The sequence below is a fragment of the Nitrospinota bacterium genome, from assembly GCA_027619975.1.
GTDB lineage: Bacteria > Nitrospinota > Nitrospinia > Nitrospinales > VA-1 > JADFGI01.
The window spans coordinates 15,942-32,249 of sequence record JAQCGX010000017.1 but is presented as its reverse complement, the minus strand read 5'-3'; the positions used below and the strand labels follow the sequence as shown (position 1 = coordinate 32,249).

Annotated in this window: 9 protein-coding genes; 8 read left to right on the top strand and 1 reads right to left on the bottom strand. The window is 46.0% G+C overall.

The annotated features are described in order from the left end of the window. Positions 1–31: 31 nt before the first annotated feature. The 8 genes from O3C58_07685 (at position 32) to O3C58_07650 (ending at position 14,531) form a co-directional block, all read left to right on the top strand. The gene (locus O3C58_07685; protein MDA0691733.1) at positions 32–349 is read left to right on the top strand and encodes a hypothetical protein; all 318 of its coding nucleotides are present in this window, start codon (positions 32–34) and stop codon (positions 347–349) included. A gap of 787 nt (positions 350–1,136) precedes the next feature. Next, complete coding sequence (locus tag O3C58_07680) at positions 1,137–3,737, top strand: tetratricopeptide repeat protein (protein MDA0691732.1); 2,601 nt, start codon at positions 1,137–1,139, stop codon at positions 3,735–3,737. A gap of 438 nt (positions 3,738–4,175) precedes the next feature. Next, entirely contained in the window at positions 4,176–5,354 is a 1,179-nt protein-coding gene (locus tag O3C58_07675; protein MDA0691731.1) for a hypothetical protein, read from the top strand. A gap of 217 nt (positions 5,355–5,571) precedes the next feature. Then, the gene (locus tag O3C58_07670) at positions 5,572–9,003 is read left to right on the top strand and encodes a molybdopterin-dependent oxidoreductase (protein ID MDA0691730.1); all 3,432 of its coding nucleotides are present in this window, start codon (positions 5,572–5,574) and stop codon (positions 9,001–9,003) included. A gap of 83 nt (positions 9,004–9,086) precedes the next feature. Next, on the top strand, positions 9,087–10,364 hold the full coding sequence (locus O3C58_07665; protein ID MDA0691729.1) for a nitrate oxidoreductase subunit beta: 1,278 nt from the start codon (positions 9,087–9,089) through the stop codon (positions 10,362–10,364). A 128-nt stretch (positions 10,365–10,492) separates the two neighbouring features. Next, positions 10,493–11,311, top strand: a complete 819-nt coding sequence (locus O3C58_07660) for a molecular chaperone TorD family protein (GenBank protein ID MDA0691728.1) — start codon at positions 10,493–10,495, stop codon at positions 11,309–11,311. A gap of 54 nt (positions 11,312–11,365) precedes the next feature. Next, positions 11,366–12,373 carry an ethylbenzene dehydrogenase-related protein gene (locus O3C58_07655; GenBank protein MDA0691727.1) on the top strand — a complete coding sequence of 336 codons (1,008 nt, stop codon included), beginning with the start codon at positions 11,366–11,368 and terminating at the stop codon, positions 12,371–12,373. Between the two features lie 454 nt (positions 12,374–12,827). Beyond that, entirely contained in the window at positions 12,828–14,531 is a 1,704-nt protein-coding gene (locus O3C58_07650; GenBank protein ID MDA0691726.1) for a hypothetical protein, read from the top strand. Here the strand turns inward: O3C58_07650 and O3C58_07645 are convergent. Then, on the bottom strand, positions 14,507–16,225 hold the full coding sequence (locus tag O3C58_07645) for a tetratricopeptide repeat protein (GenBank protein MDA0691725.1): 1,719 nt from the start codon (positions 16,223–16,225) through the stop codon (positions 14,507–14,509). The genes O3C58_07650 and O3C58_07645 overlap by 25 nt on opposite strands. Between the last annotated feature and the right edge of the window lie 83 nt (positions 16,226–16,308).

Genomic DNA, 16,308 nt, shown 5'->3' with positions numbered 1-16,308 from the left:
GCGTTGGTTTCCATTTTAAAGGGAAATGGTTGTGAATGAGGAAAACAGGCAGGAGAAGGTGCCAGACTTTATCATTAAGCAGGACAATCAATATTCTGTGGGCTGTCAGACCCAAGTGGCCAAAGACTGCCTGCAAAATGGGGAGTTTTGCGACAGTGAGGAGGAAGCTCAGGACTGGGTCGAGGACGAATGCTGGATTTATTCGGGGGAAGGATGGATTTGCCTGAAATGCAACGAGCACCTCATGGGTAGCCTGAGAATGATCCGAAGGATTAAGGGCTTGGATGGAAATGTGAAGGGCCCCGATGAAGATGAGGATTTAGCCACCGGCATCGAAACGGTGAGATAGTCTGAAGGGCACCTCTAAAAACTGACTAAATGTTCTTATATCGTCAATTCAAAGAAGTGTCTTTGTTATAGTGGGACAGGCTTTCCAGCCTGTTCGCACGGGCTGGAAAGGCGGAATTAAATTCCGCACTTCCGCATAAAATTTAAGGATAGGTCGCCCGTGCCACTGATTTAAGAAACTCTTTACAATGTTCAATTCCCTTTTAAAAACTAATTTTTAGAGGTGCCCTGAATTTAAATAAATTAAGAACCCGTGAAAACCACGCTGTTAAACATTGGGTTTGAACTCCCAAACAGGCAGTGGTAATACAGGCAGTTTGAAGCTATATGTTAATAGTTTGAATTAACCGTTTAAAAATTTTTGAAAATGAACTATCATGAAAGCTTATTTTTCGTTGGAGTTCGTTGATTTTTTGATTGATCGAACAGCTTCTAACCACATGATAAATCAGGGTATATAGAATCCAGCTTAAAATAAAGCGCTCACAATTTGAACTTAAACTCCACGCTTAAGCCGTATGCAGACTTGTTGAGGGTGGATTCTATCAATTTATCTTTTAATGGCCCCGGTGTTCTTCTGGTTTGGGTGGAAGGTTTTGGCCCAGACGCTGATTTGTCAAAGAATTTCCGTGGGTTGACATCCTGCCGACATTCCCAATATAATTCCGGGTAATCAAAAAATAACAAAATATTGTTTTGTTGCGCCACCGTGCGTTTCAACACACCTCGATTTGGCAGAGGGGTGGGAGCGATTTGTTCCTTAAAAATTTCAGAGGATGATGGACCCAATGGATAACGGAAAAGAATTTGAAAAGCTTGCTTATGCCAGCCTGGAAAATAATAACCTTCAGGAAGCAGAATCTAATTTTCTGAAAGCTCTGAATTTGATGGGAAAATCTGGAGACGAAACAGGGCAGGCCTACGTGTTGGGCAGTCTGGGAAACATCTGTTTCCAGAACCAACGCCTCGACATGGCAGAGGATTACTATTCCAAATCCCTGGCATTGATGGAAAAGGTGGCGGATGTTAAAGGCATGGAAAGTTCATTGGGCAACCTGGGAAGTGTTTACCTCTATCAGGGAAGCCTGGATAAGGCGGAAGAAAATTATAGGAAGGCGTTAGATCTGATGGTGCAGCAAAAAGATGCTCAGGGGCAGGGGCTTTATTATGAGTATCTGGGCAACGTTCACCTGCAACGGGAGGCGTTTGATTCCGCCAGGGACTATTTCACCAAGGCCTGTGATTGTCTGGATAGCACGAAAGACCAAGATAAAATCCTGCAATTGCAGGAAAAATCCGGTTCCATTGAGAAGCATCCCGGCTACCTGAAAAGCAGAGAAAGCGGATTGCTTTCTGAGATTAAAGAAGTTGCCCAAAAAGGCGATAAGCGTGAATTGCTGAAAAAATATCAGGACCTGGAAGAGATATATTATAAAGGCGCCCGAATGGACAAGGTTGCGGAAACGACTCGATATTCCATTGCTATATTTGAGGAGCTGGGAGACAAGCATTCGGCGGGGATTTGCTATGGAAACCTGGCGACCACTTACCTGCAAATCGGATTGTCCGGTGATTCCAAAAATTTTGATCTGGCCGAAGAAAACTGCAAAAAAGCTTTGGATCTTATTCGGGAAGGGAAGGATAAAAGACGGCAATCCTATTTATTGGGGAGTATGGGAAATATTTGTTTGCACAAGAGGGACTTGGACAACGCCTGGGATTATTACAGCCAATCCCTGAAGACTATGGAAGAGTTGGGCGATGTTTTAGGGGAAGCGCGGAGTTACTCCAATCTGGGCAACGTTAAAACTCTGCAAAAAGATTGGGATGCCGCCAGGGAGAATCATCAGAGATCTCTCGAACTTATGGAAAAGATGGAGAATCGTCCGGGAATCGCTCAGGAGTGCGAGGTTTTAGGAGACATCTTTCTTAAAAAAGGCAATTTGGAGGAAGCTGAAATTCATCTCAGCCGTGCCAGCGCTTTGTTCGATGCCATGAAGGACTCAAAAAGTGTGTCCCAGGTCGAGGAAAAGCTACTTTACATCATGAGCCAACCCGAATACCTGAGCCGGCGGAAAAAGGAACTCGAGGAAGAGCTGAAAAAGCCTGAAGTCGAGAAAGACGATAAATTGAAAATCGCCCTCATGGGTGAGTTGGGCAATGCTCATTATTTGTCTCAGGAGTTTGAAAAAGCGGTTGAAATTTTTAATCAGGTGGTTTCTCTGCAGGAAAAAATAAAAGATGAAGCGGGGTGTGGTGAGACACTGGCAAACCTGGGGAATGTTCAATTCGAGAGCAACGATTCCAAGTCAGCTGAGGAAAGTTATTCTAAGGCCATAAAAATAAAGGAAAATTTACAGGAGTATCAGAGTCTTCCTGAATTGTACCAAAATCGCGCCAAAGCTCTGATGAAGCTCGGTAAGGTCGAGTTGGCAGAAAAAACCGTTAAGAAATCCATCAAGCTGAATCAAAAACTGGGAAACTCTTCGGGAGTTGTCAGCGATTATAGAAACCTGGGGGATATGTCCTTACAGAGAACGGATTGGGCCGGAGCCGAGCAGAATTACTTGAAGGCTCTGGAATTGAATACGGCAGACGGTAATAAGCCGGAAATGGGGGAAGACAACCGGAATCTGTGTACCCTTTACGTGCAAAGAGAGAACTGGGGTCAGGCTGAAAAATATGCCTTGAAAGCCTTTGAAGTTGCCGAGGAACTTAAGAGCCTGCGCGCTGCCTGCTACGATGCCAGGAATCTTGCCAATATATACAGCGAGAAAAAGGACCGGCAGAAACAGGAAAATTATCTGGAAAAAGCCCTTGAAAAATCCAGTGGGTTGAATGACTCGCGAGAAACCTGTTTCGACCTCAGAGCACTAGGGAATTACAATATGGACCGGGGTTATAAAGAAAAAGCGCGGGAAAAATTTCAGGCTTCCTTTGATATCTCAAAAAAAACTGGTGATAAAAAAGAGTTGGCGGAAGATTACCGTAACCTGGGCAATCTTTGCTTTAGCAATGGAGAAAGAGGAAAAGCTGAAGAAAACTATCTGAAGGCGTTGAAATTGACTGAAGAAATTGGCGATAAGGTAGGCTCTGCGCAGGATTTAACTTATATTGGTAATTTGCGTTTTAAAGAAGGTCAATTTGATGAAGCCGAAAATTATTTCGATCAAGCCAGTGAGAATTTTGCTGCGGCGAAAAGCCTGGGCAACCAGATTCAGCTTTGCCTAACGTTGGCACGCATGGAAATGATTGTGAGTCGTAAAGATCCAGCGGATAAATATCTGGATAAAGCCAGGGCCATCGCAAAAGAAATGGGGGACCCTGAACATTTGATGAAGGCGATTCAAGAGATTGATAAGTTGAAAGACTCAATCGACAAAAAATAACGCGATCTCAGTTCATAACCATTTAAATAGTAAGTATTTTTCCTACAAATGGAGTAGGCGGAAATATTCCAGAAACTGGGTGCAAAATGTTTAATACTGCAATTGTAGTTAAATGTGTAAACAAAGTGCTTGTTGCGGAATAATTCGTTTTAAATTTCAGAAAGTAAGGATTTGTAAAGAACTCTAGTTTGATTAATTTATTTTGTTTCAATAGTTTATTGATGGTTTTTTCGGATTGTTTGTCTCAAGGAAATAAAAAACAGGAAGTCAACGGGGAAAATTCAAAAGTTTCCCCCAGATTTCCCCCGAAAAAGTTTAGTGTATTTTCTTGACAACTGTAGGGAAATTAAATATAACGTGAGTCATCTAGGTTAGAAGAAGCAAAAGAAATCCCTGTTAACCAGTGCTATTCACTGCAATTATTACGAAATAGGGTGTATGAAAGTAACCTATAGTCCTCAGCTCATGGAAGAGGCCGTCTTTCGGTATCTGAACCATCACGAACGTTCAGGGTATCGTGCGGATTACGATGAGTATCATTCTCTCGCGGATCCAATATATGAACTGCCTGAAGACGACCGAGAAGAAGCATTTGAAAAGGTTAACCGAATTTTCTTTGTCGAGAAAATTAAATTGGGTGACCATGTATTACGGGCTTTGGAGGCGGTGGGATTAATTCCCAAAAGACAGCGCACCGCAAAGAGAGCGGTCTCCGAAACTCCAGCCATCCCTCAAGCCAGCATAGAATCCCCTTCCTCAGAAACCGATAAAGCAGTCCCGTCAAATACCCCAGACTCCAATAATGATGAGAATTTAGTTGAAGTTGACCCGTCTTCAGTCTCTGAAGTTCAAGAAGAGAATGAAGGCAAGGTCACTTATGATCTCGCTCGGGAATTTGAAGAGAGGATTCAAGCGGTTTTCGTTAAAAGGGCAATTAATAAAGTGGATGAAGGGTCCAACGTTTTATCCCGAACCTCCAACAAACCTATTATCGAGATGCGGGTTTTGGCCAGTCGGTTCAATAATCCTGAAGAAGCTCAAGAGTTGAACGCTTTTCTCATTCATGAGTTCATGCATGCGAAAGACATGGTTGATCCTGAGTTCGACTATGAAGATGCCTTTATTCCCGGCAATCCGTCTGTGAAAAATATGATCACCGCGCGGTTTCGTCTGCTGTGGAATATTTTTGTAGATTCCAGGTTGGAAAGGATGGGGGTCGTTTCTGTTTTGTCCAAGCAGGCAAGGTTTAGAGAGTTCGATAACTTTTACAGGAAGATTCCTGAGAAACAAAGAAAAGGGATTTTTGAAGGGCTTTGGCTTACAGAGAAATTTAATCACGAAGAGCTTCTGTCGATGGCGACCGATCTGGACACCTTGATGAGTAAGTTTGTGGAAGTGAGCGAAATGGGGGCGGAGGAGAGAGATTATATTCATCTTCAGGGTTCGCCTTGTCCGCTTTGTAAATTTCCGACCTATAACTGGGTGGATGATCCAGAGAGTATTTGTGATGAAATGGTCATTGAGGCGATACAGATTGATTTTCCGGATTGGGAAAGCAAGGATGGCGCCTGTGATCGTTGTGTTGAAGTGTATGAGTTAAGAGCCGGCGTAGGGTGAGCCGGATGAAAGTATTGTTGCTAAGTTTAGTTGCGAGTAAGCAGTCTTGGGTATAACTTTAAAAATATTAAGAAGGGGGGACGAAAGTTTTTAGGTTTTTTAGGAAGTGTGTTTTGAGTTGATAGTTGGCTCAATCATTTGATCCATTGGTTATTAATTATTATAACCGAAAAGGAGGGCAAGATTTATGAGGTTAAATAGAAGGAAATTCTTGCAGGTGAGCGCTGGTGTAGCGACAGCTATGGCGTTATCAAGCAAGAAGGTTGGAGCGCAGTTGAAGCCCGTAGTCAAGGTGGGCAATCCTCTGGATTCGTATCCGGATCGGCGCTGGGAAGAAGTTTACCGCGATCAGTATAAGTACGAGCGGTCTTTTACCTATTGCTGTTCTCCGAATGACACCCATCAGTGTCGTGTTCGTGGATTCGTTCGTAATGGCATTTTGATGCGGATCGAGCAGAACTACGATCATCACAAGGTGCGTGATTTGTATGGAAACCAGGCCGACGCGGCATGGAATCCCCGCATGTGTTTGCGTGGTATGACGTATCCCCGACGTGCTTACGGTCCTTATCGGAACAAGTATCCGATGATTCGCGTGGGCTGGAAGCAGTGGGCGGACGACGGTTTTCCGTATCTGGACAAAGAGAACCGGGAAAAATATAAGTTCACGAGCCGAGGCACGGACGAGTTCGTTCGCATGACCTGGGATCAGACCTTCACGTATCTGGCGAAGGGTCACGTAGCGGTTGCTAAGGCTTACAGTGGCGTACGTGGTGCTCAACGTCTGAAGAACGAAGGTTATCAGCCTGAAATGATCGAAGCCATGGGTGGATCTGGTCCGCGTACATTTAAGTATCGTGGCGGCATGGGTCTTCTCGGCGTTATCGGTAAATACGGTGTTTACCGTCTGGCCAATCAGGTAGCTCTTCTGGACTCGATCATTCGTGGTCGCGGTCCCGGCAAGGTATTGGGCGGACGCGCATGGTCCAACTACACCTGGCATGGCGATCAGGCTCCGGGACATTCCTGGACGCATGGTATGCAGACCTCTGATATCGACTTTGCGGATCATCGTTATGCGAAGCTGACCATTCAGTGGGGTAAGAATCTGATCGAGAACAAGATGCCTGAAGCGCATTGGTACACCGAGATCATGGAGCGCGGCGGTACGCTGGTATCTATCGCGCCGGAGTACAATCCTCCTGCGACGAAAGCTGACTACTGGGTTCCGGTACGGGCTGGATTGTCTGACATCTCCATTTTCCTCGGTGTCGCTAAGATCATCATGGATGAAGGCCTGGTCGATATAGATTACGTTAAAGACTATACCGACATGCCTCTTCTGGTACGAACGGACAACTTGATCCGCCTGCATCCAGAAGATTTCATTCCTGGTTATAAGGTTCAACCGTTGCCGAAGGATGGCTTCACCACCAAGTGGATGAAGAACTTCAACCGCGACAAGATGCCCGATTTCACCGTATGGGATATCAATACCGACAAACCGGTTGCGATCACCCGCGAGGACATCGGCGCTAAAATGAGAAAAAAGAACATCGATCCTGCATTGGACGGTGTTTATGACATCAAACTCGTGAATGGCAAGACGATCACTGTCATGCCTCTTTACGAGATGTATAAAGTCCATCTGAAGGACTATGACATCGATACTGTAAACCAGATCAGTCATGCTCCTAAAGACCTGATTCTGCGTCTGGCTCGCGACATAGGCACGATCAAGCCTGTCGAGATCCATTACGGAGAGGGTATCAACCATTACTTCCATGCAACGATGCATAACCGGGCGTCTTATGTGCCCCTGATGCTGACTGGTAACGTAGGACCGAAGGGTTCAGGGTCTCACACCTGGGCAGGTAACTACAAAGCCGGCAACTACCAGGGATCGCATTGGTCGGGACCCGGATTCGCAGCGATGGTTGCGGAAGATCCTTTCAATACAGTCCTCGACGCTTCCAAGAATATCGACTGGAAGAACGTCAAGGGTTATTTGAAGGGTGAGGAAGTCAGCTACTGGGCGCATCGTGATAAGGCGCTGATCGTCAATACCCCACGGTATGGTCGAAAAGTATTCACGGGTCGAACCCATATGCCGACACCGACGAAGCTGGTATGGTTCGTTAACGTGAACGTCATCAACAACGCGAAGTGGTTCTACGAGCTGGTGTTCAACACCAACAACAACGTAGACATGATCGTGGCTCAGGACATCGAGTTCACGGGTTCCTGTGAGTACTCGGATATCGTGCTCGCGCCGAACTCATGGGCCGAGTTCGAAAGTTACGAGATCACATCCGCGTGTTCGAATCCGTTTCATCAGATCTGGGGCGGAACCGGCATCAAGCCGATTTTCGACACCATTGATGATAACTTGATCCATCGCCAGTTCTCTCGCCGATTGGCTGAAGTTACCGGTGACAAGCGTTTCGCCGATCATATGAAAGTATATGAGGGTGAAGCTCCCAACCGGACGAAAGCGATGATCCGTCGCTTGTTCACGACGTCTACCACAGGAATGGGTTACAACATCGATGACATCATCAACGGCAAGTACGGCGAGCCGGGTGCGTGTCTGTTGTTGTTCCGGACCTATCCTAGGTCTCCCTTCTGGGAGATGTACACGGAGTCCAAACCGTTCTATACGCCTAATGGCCGCATCCAGTTCTACAACGATGAGCCGGAAGCGATCGAGTTCGGTGAAAACTTCATCGTTCACAGAGAAGGCCCTGAAGCAACGCCTTACCTGCCGAACGTCATTGTTTCAACCAACCCCTACATCCGCCCGGATGATTACGGGATTCCGGAAGACGAGCAGGATCCGGATCTTCGTCATGTCCGCAACATCAAGAAGCCCTGGTCTTCCGTACGAACGACCAAAAACTTCTTGTGGGAGAAGGGTTATCGTTTCTACTGTGTCACTCCAAAATCCCGACATACCGCGCATTCGTCATGGGCGACGACTGACTGGAACATGATCTGGAACAACAACTTCGGCGATCCTTATCGAATGGATAAACGATCTCCTGGTGTTGGTGAGTGGCAGGTACACATGAATCCGTTCCTGTGTAAGGATCTTGGAATCAATGATGGTGACTATGTATATTGTGACGCGAATCCCGCGGATCGACCGTACATGGGTTGGAAACCTTCAGATCCAAGGTACAAAGTGGCACGTTTGATGCTGAGAGCCAAGTACAACCCGGCATATCCGTATCACACCACCATGATGAAGCATGCGACGTGGACTGGTACAGAGCGAACCGTCAAGGCACATGAGGAACGGCCTGACGGACGCGCGATGTCAATGACGACGCCGTATCAATCAAACTTCAGGTACGGTGGACAACAGTCCATCACCCGATCCTGGTTGATGCCGATGCATCAGACGGACAGTCTGTTTCATAAGGCAAAATCCAAGATGAAGTTCCTTCACGGTTACGAGGCTGACAACCACGCGGTCAACGCGGTCCCGAAAGAGACATTGGTTAAATTCTCGAAAGCTGAGGACGGTGGATTACATGGTAAAGGACTCTGGGAGCCCGTACGAACCGGGTATACGCCTGAGTCACCGTTGAAAGACCGATTTGCAGAGATGTACCTGGCAGGACAGTACATCCGCGTGAAGATCTAGTCACGGGGGCGGGCCCTTGTGGGCCCGCCCTGCATTGTTGGAAATTTAACGGAACTTAACACGCAAGCTAAGGAGGTATGATAATGCCTGAAGTCTATAACTGGCAATTGGGTCGCATGGCTACATATGTCTACGAGGAGAAACATCCGAAAGAGCAGTTTACGTTCGTATTCAATACGAATCGGTGTATCGCCTGTCAGACCTGTACCATGGCTCACAAATCCACCTGGACCTTTTCCAAGGGCCAGGAGTATATGTGGTGGAACAACGTAGAAACGAAACCTTACGGCGGTTACCCGCAGTTCTGGGACTGGAAGATTCTGAAGATGCTGGAGCAGTCCAATCCCGGTCAGAACGTATGGAACGTTCGTAAGACGTCGAACAAAGCGATCCACGGCGTATACGAAGGAGTAACGATCTTTGAAGCGCCTGCCAAGATTGGTTTGAATCAGCAGGCGGTCGGTTACGTACCGACGGACGAAGAGTGGCGTTTCCCGAACTTCGGAGAAGACACCGCTCACGGCCGTGAGTTCACCCAGTCCCGCGAAGGAACATTTGGCGGCGACAACGGTGTGAAATCGGTATTGCCCGAGCATAAAATATGGTTTTTCTATTTACAGCGCATCTGCAACCACTGCACCTATCCTGGCTGTCTGGCAGCTTGCCCGCGTAAGGCAATCTACAAACGTCAGGAAGACGGGATCGTTCTGATCGATCAGTCCCGATGCCGTGGTTACAAGAAGTGTGTTGAGCAGTGTCCTTACAAAAAGCCGATGTTTCGCGGCACGACCCGGATCTCCGAGAAGTGCATCGCCTGTTACCCCCGAATCGAAGGATTGGATCCTTTGACCGAGGGTGATCAGATGGAAACGCGTTGTATGGCGGCTTGTGTGGGCAAGATTCGTTTGCAGGGCCTGGTGAAAATCGGCAGCAACGGCGAATGGGCGCATGATCCTGATAATCCACAGTATTATCTGATTCGGGATCGTAAAGTCGCACTGCCGTTGTACCCGCAGCTCGGAACGGAGCCTAACGGCTACTATGTACCGTCTCGTCACGTTCCCAGGGCCTACTCGCAGCAGATGTTCGGACCTGGCGTCGATCATTCGATCGATCAGTACATGGTTCCGGATCGGGATCTGTTGGGAGTGCTTCAACTTTTCAGAACGACCCAGCGCATCATCTTCAAATGGAAACGTGAGCCCGGTCCGAAGATTTTCGAGACCAATATTCACGGCAAGAAGTTTGAGATGTATAACGATACTGTTATCGGGTTTAACAGGAAGGGTAAAGAAATCATCCGTGTTACGGTTGAGGAGCCCTTCTATGTACGGCCCGAGGAGCATCCCGGCGCGATCTAAGGAGTATGAAGCGAAGGCGAAGCTCAACGATTGGACACTGAAGTATGAGTATTTCCGGCAACTCCGGGGCAGGGCTCAAACCCTGCCCCGAAGGGGCGGTAACCTGCGGTATTTGGAGATGAATTGATATGGTTGATATTGTTCAAGCAACTGATCCTATGTTGGCAAAACTGGGTGAAACGGGCACTCTTGATGAGCTTAAGGAGCAGAGAATTTCTTTGCATCTTGCCCGGGGAAGAGCATATGACATTTTGTCACGTGCTTTAAGCTACCCATGGAATCGAAAGTTTTTCAGGCCCAAGTCCTTGATGGAAGCGATGGACATTGTGATTGTGGATGAGGATGATTGGAAGCAGGTGGAATCCATTGTTAAAGGATTCAGCAAATACCTGCCGAAAATGACCATCGCGCAAGTGCAAAAAGAATATGTCCATGTTTTCGGACACGCTGTTTCAATGGAATGCCCTCCATATGAAATGCAGTATGGAACAGAAGGTGGCATTCAATCGCAAACGGACGTGTTGATTCAGCTGGGTGGGTTTTATGAAACTTTTGGTTTTGAATTGCCAAGAAATCAGTCTAAAGAGCGAGTCGATCATGTTTCCATCGAATTGGCCTTCATGTATTACATGAGCTTTAGGACTGCTTATGGAATACAGCATGGTCATGAAGAACGGAAAGTAGGGGTTCTGCTAAGCAGCATGAAAAAGTTTTTGCGTAACCATCTGGGACGCTGGACACCCTTGCTTTGCATCTTTACCGCCAGGAAAGCCGAACGTGGATTGTATAAGGATATTATAGATATATTGTCAATCTTCATTAAAAATGAAATGACATTGTTGGATGTCCAGGCTGTTAAGGTTGAAGAGCCTGAATATCGATCATTATCTTATAGTATGGAAAACGATCTGATTGCTAATGCTCCTGCTGAATGTGAGCCGAGGTAGAAGCTTCTCGTCAAGTCCAAGGATTCAACTATCTGCTAACGAGGAGGATTGATTGTGAATACGAAGAAACCATTATTATTAATTTTCATGAGCTTTTTTCTGTTTGGAATGTTTGTATCCAATGTGGGTGCAACAACCATTCAGGCATTGAAAATACAGGGCGACATTCCCACGGATCCGACTGACCCATTTTGGTCTCAATACGGTCCTACCAAGGGAAAGCATCTTGTTATTGATCTCGACCCACAGATGATCACCAATCCCATGTGGCCGAACCCGGCTACAAAATGGGTAAACGTGAAAGCTGTGAACAATGGTAAGGAAATCGCTGTTCGATTGGAATGGACCGATGCTACCAGAAACGACGTCATGGTTCAGTCTCAGCAGTATAAGGACCAAGCGGCGGTTATGTTTCCTGTGAATCAGGCTGGCGAAGAGCCTCCCTTCACCATGGGTGGAGAGGGTGAACGCGTCAACATCTGGCAATGGAAAGCGACCTGGGACAAAGAGGGCGCTGGATCTGCCGGAAATACGGGTATGGCTGATATGGAAGACCAATATGGAAATATGGCCATGGGCTCTGGTAGTTACTACATATATGAACCCGATGGAAAATTGGGTGGTATCGACACAAAGCATGAGTCAGGCAGTAAATCCGCACGGAATGCAACTGGGTCCGAAACAACCGGAACCGGTGACATCACCAAGCGGAGCACTTATGTTGACTTTGGTATGGGCAAAAATGAGGGTGTTTATAACACTGGTCGGGCAACCGGCAACATTCTTTCCGATGCCAGCATGAGAGTATCTCCTGTTGAAGATCTTAATGCAGAAGGGTTCAGCACATTGACGACCCAGGCGCATCAGGATGTAATGGGTGCCGGCAACTGGAGCAACAACCGCTGGGCGGTTGTGTTCAAGCGTGCTTTGGCTACCGGTGACGAGAACGATACGCAGTTCAAATCGGGTAAAACCCCGATGGCGATGGCCGTATGGAATGGTCAGAATAAAGAAAGAAACGGTCAGAAAGGTGTCACCCAGTGGCATGAGTTGAAATACTAAGCTCTCTGATTGCAGGAATTAACCCAGAGACAAGCCGTCACCGGCCTGTCTCTGGGTTTTTTTTTGCCTCTTTTCACCCTTCCCCTAAAACCGCTTGTGAAATTTGTTCAATTTCTTTTTTTAAAGAAATCCCCAACCTGAATAAACGCATCTAAAAGGAACTATAAGGGAATGGTTCCCATCTATTCCCGAATTTGTACGGGAACCGTTCACGTAATAAACTCGACAATCAATTTTTTAGACTCAACCGGGCGTTTATTACCAGGCACCATTGAATCGCTTAGCCGATTATCTGATTTTATCCAAAACTTTTATTTGCATATTTGGTTTTGGGGCCTGCCCCGCATTCGGTGGAGTTTTTTTGAATCCCTAGTCTGCATCACTTTACTTTTGTGTTGGGTCGTAATAAGGCCCCCGAGGGTAATATGAGAAGCAGGCCGGAGTTTAATGCCCCATGTTCATATTTGATCCCCTGAATCAAGGCCTGGAATTGCTCTCACAAAGGGAGCTGCAAAGGGCAGAGCATTTGTTTTTGAGCATAGTTAATGATCCTTATTCTCAAAGGGATGAGTTAAAACAAGCACGAAATTACTTAAAAGATATTCGGGCCTGCCAGACAGGAGCGAAAACCCTGAACTTTGACAGCTATAAGAGAATTGCGAACACAACTGATATTTCCCTGGAAAAAATCAGCAAGATTTTGCAAGAACTCTATTTTCTTCCCATTCGAACTTACGAAGAGTTTGATCTAGCGATCTCCAATAGTATTCCCCCTGTCATCAATCGGTTAAAGCAAATCAAAATCCGGGACATTGTGGCTCGAGACGAACTTTTCGAGAAGATTGAAAAAGGCGGGATTTTGTCCATTAAACTCCAGTTGCGCGAGAGAAATGCCAAAAATTGCAATGATATTCAAGAATTCGCAGTCTATCGATGGAAAACCATTTTCAGGAAATTTATTGAGCAGATCAACCCCATTCTTCTAGAGAGACATCTGGAACTTTTAGAATATATTTTAGAAACCGAAGAAGTGGAACTGCTGGAGGATCCCAAACTTAATATTTTGACTTCTAAATATCGATGGATTCTTGAGTCGACTCTTAAAATAAAATGGTTTTTGCTTCGCAGTTACTTTTTTAAGGCGAAGTCTGAAATCCAGGCTCAGTTTAAGAAAAAGGAAGGAACAAGAAAATATTGGGAAGAAGTTAAATATAAAAAAATTCAAATTTTTGAGAGTTGTGATTTTCAAGAATCGAGCATTCAAAAATTTTTATATATTGATAAATTAAACTATAAGACCCTTGAGGAAATCCATAATTTCGCACAAGAGTTGGGACTGAATTTAGCTCCCAGAGACGTCAGTCTGGCATTGCGCGGGGTGAATAAGGCCAAGGATCATATTCGTGAACGTGGCGGAAATTTAATGGGTCGCCGTAAGGGATTTCAGGATCAATTAATTGATCTTGGATTTTCCCACAAGAACTCCTATCAAATCGCTAGGCAAGCCAAGAAGTCCAACAGCCACCAGATTTCCGAAGCTTTTGAATTTGCCTTGCAGGTGGCTCAGGACGAAATTTACTGGTACCGGATTCCACCTCAATCCCCTAAGATTAAGGAAGCCATCGAGGCACAATGTTGCAAGCATTTGAGCACGGTTCGTATTCATTTATTTGAACGTGGACGGTTGAATAAATTACTCCTTCAGGCTGGAAAATCCCTTATTCGCCAATACATGATTAAAATCTATGGGGAGAATGTCGTTAACCTGCATTGTTATTTTCGTCTGGAAACGATACATCAATATTACAAGTTGAAGTTTTTTGAATATCATGCCGAGCAGGTTCCCAGCGTATCTGAATTGATCAAGATCAGTCGCAAGGAACTGCAACCTCTTCTCCGTGAAGGATTGAAGGAGTTTATCACTAAGAAGCGCTTAACGATCCCTGAAGATCTTTTGACTGCGCTTGAGAAGCACCGGTCGATTACGTTCTGGGAGGATTCCTATACAACGGTTGAGGAAAAACTATTGCTTAAGTTCTGGTTTTTGAAAGACCATGGGGTTTCAATAACGCCAAGTTTGGTGCAAAAGGGGGTTTTCCTGCCTGGATTTGATTTGTGGGGATTTTTAAAAAGTCAGTCGTCCGAATGCAGTAGCTGATTGAGGCGGCTTTGCATGTCTTTTAAGGGCATGAGATCGCCCTTTTTAGAAGCGGCGGCGATTCCCTGCCGATAGACTTCGATCGCTTCCTCGTTTTTTGACAACTTTTCCAGATTTTTCCCCAACAGCAGATAAGCCGCAGAGTAATCCTTATTTTCCTGAATGACAATTTGTAGCGGTGGCAAGGCTTTTTCGTATTGTCCCGTTTCCAGATAAATGGAGCCCAGGCCGAAGTTGGCAACCTGATCTACGGGGTCGATTTCCAGAACCTGTTCAAACATTCCGACCATTCTTTCCCGTTCGATCTTTTCTTGCGCGGCCATTTTTTCTTTTTTCTTTTTGGCCATATTATTCTCCACGAGCCGTTCAAATTCTATGGCTGTGGCCTCGCCCTTTTCCAACTCTGCATCTTCGATGCGACCCTGCTTCATGTAATAGATCGATAAATTGGAATGCGCCATGATTTCGGTGGGATCGATTTCCACCAGTCGCTTCATCAGGGCAATGGCTTCGTCCAGCTTGTCCTGCCTGGAAAGAAAAACCCCCAGGGCTTCATAAGCGGCGGCATTTTTTGGGTCCAGATCAATGGCTTCCCGGAGAAGGGCGATCGGTTGATCGAGATCGTCACTTTCTTTATAAATTTTTAACGCCTGGTCCATAATCCGTATGGAGTGGTCTTTTCGGGTCTGGGGTTGGTAAAAAGGCGTCAAGCTGGTTTTTACCTTGAATGGGAGTCCATCAATGGTCACTTCCATGTCCACGTCGGGGCTTCTATGCTCCTTTTGAATGTAAGCGAGCGCGATATTTTTGCTTAGGGAAAAGGAATAAGCCGAGCTTTTTACAGTGCCGATTTTTTTATTCTTTAAAAGGATGACACCCTCGCTGGGAGGCAGGGAATCTCCTTCTATAATCAGTCCCATGAGGGCAACACTGGGAGCGCCATAAGTTTTGATTCGGGCGATGACCTCCTGACCAATGTAGCAACCCTTGTTATAACTTACAGACGAATGTTCCAGACCTGTTTCCGGGAGGATATTTTTTTCGCTGATATCTTTGTTGAACAGGGGAATGCCCGCTTCGATTCTGAGGACCTCGACGGTCTCGGGGCTGACAGATACCGGAACCCATTTGTCATCAGCTTGTTCAAAACCTGCGATTAAACTTTCCTTTTGAGAGGGATCACAAGCGAGAATATATCCTTCCTCACCGGTCAGGGATTTGTTGATAATAACAACATCATTTCCCTGATAGTTAAAACTGCCAATGGAGTTTAGCTTTTCAGGCACTGATATCTCTTGAACAAGGTTTTCGAGTATCAGGGCGCTTTTGGGGCCCTGTAAGGCGAGCAGGCTATCGTTTAAAGGTTGGACATGAACGTCTTCACGAAAAAGGTAGCTGTCAAGGTGTTTTAGAAATGTTTCTTTAAGCTGAGACTCCAGCAGAAAAATGACCGAGTGGTCTCCGTTGCGATGTATGGAGAAGGAGGCGATGAGGCGGGCCTTGCGATCGACGATGGCGCTGTTCTGGCCTTGGCCTTCTTCCAGTTGGAGGACGTTATTAGTGGTCTGGGTCTGAAAATAGGTGAAAATATCTTTACCCGTAGCCTGAACCAGGCACCATGCATCCAGAGGAAACAGCCCGCAGTGCTCGCGGACTTTTTCGTGCTCGTCTTTTATGTTAATTGTGGTTTCCATAGAGATAAGAAAAAAAACGCATTTGACAAATTTCAAACGCGCTTTTTTGAAAGACTAAATTCAGTCCATCGTTTCCTCTTTAA

Bases quoted from the DNA above. Each gene is read 5' to 3' on its own strand.
- O3C58_07645 (MDA0691725.1), bottom strand. From the start codon at position 16,225: ATGGAAACCACAATTAACATAAAAGACGAGCACGAAAAAGTCCGCGAG.
- O3C58_07675 (MDA0691731.1), top strand. From the start codon at position 4,176: ATGAAAGTAACCTATAGTCCTCAGCTCATGGAAGAGGCCGTCTTTCGG.
- O3C58_07650 (MDA0691726.1), top strand. From the start codon at position 12,828: ATGTTCATATTTGATCCCCTGAATCAAGGCCTGGAATTGCTCTCACAA.
- O3C58_07680 (MDA0691732.1), top strand. From the start codon at position 1,137: ATGGATAACGGAAAAGAATTTGAAAAGCTTGCTTATGCCAGCCTGGAA.
- O3C58_07660 (MDA0691728.1), top strand. From the start codon at position 10,493: ATGGTTGATATTGTTCAAGCAACTGATCCTATGTTGGCAAAACTGGGT.
- O3C58_07665 (MDA0691729.1), top strand. From the start codon at position 9,087: ATGCCTGAAGTCTATAACTGGCAATTGGGTCGCATGGCTACATATGTC.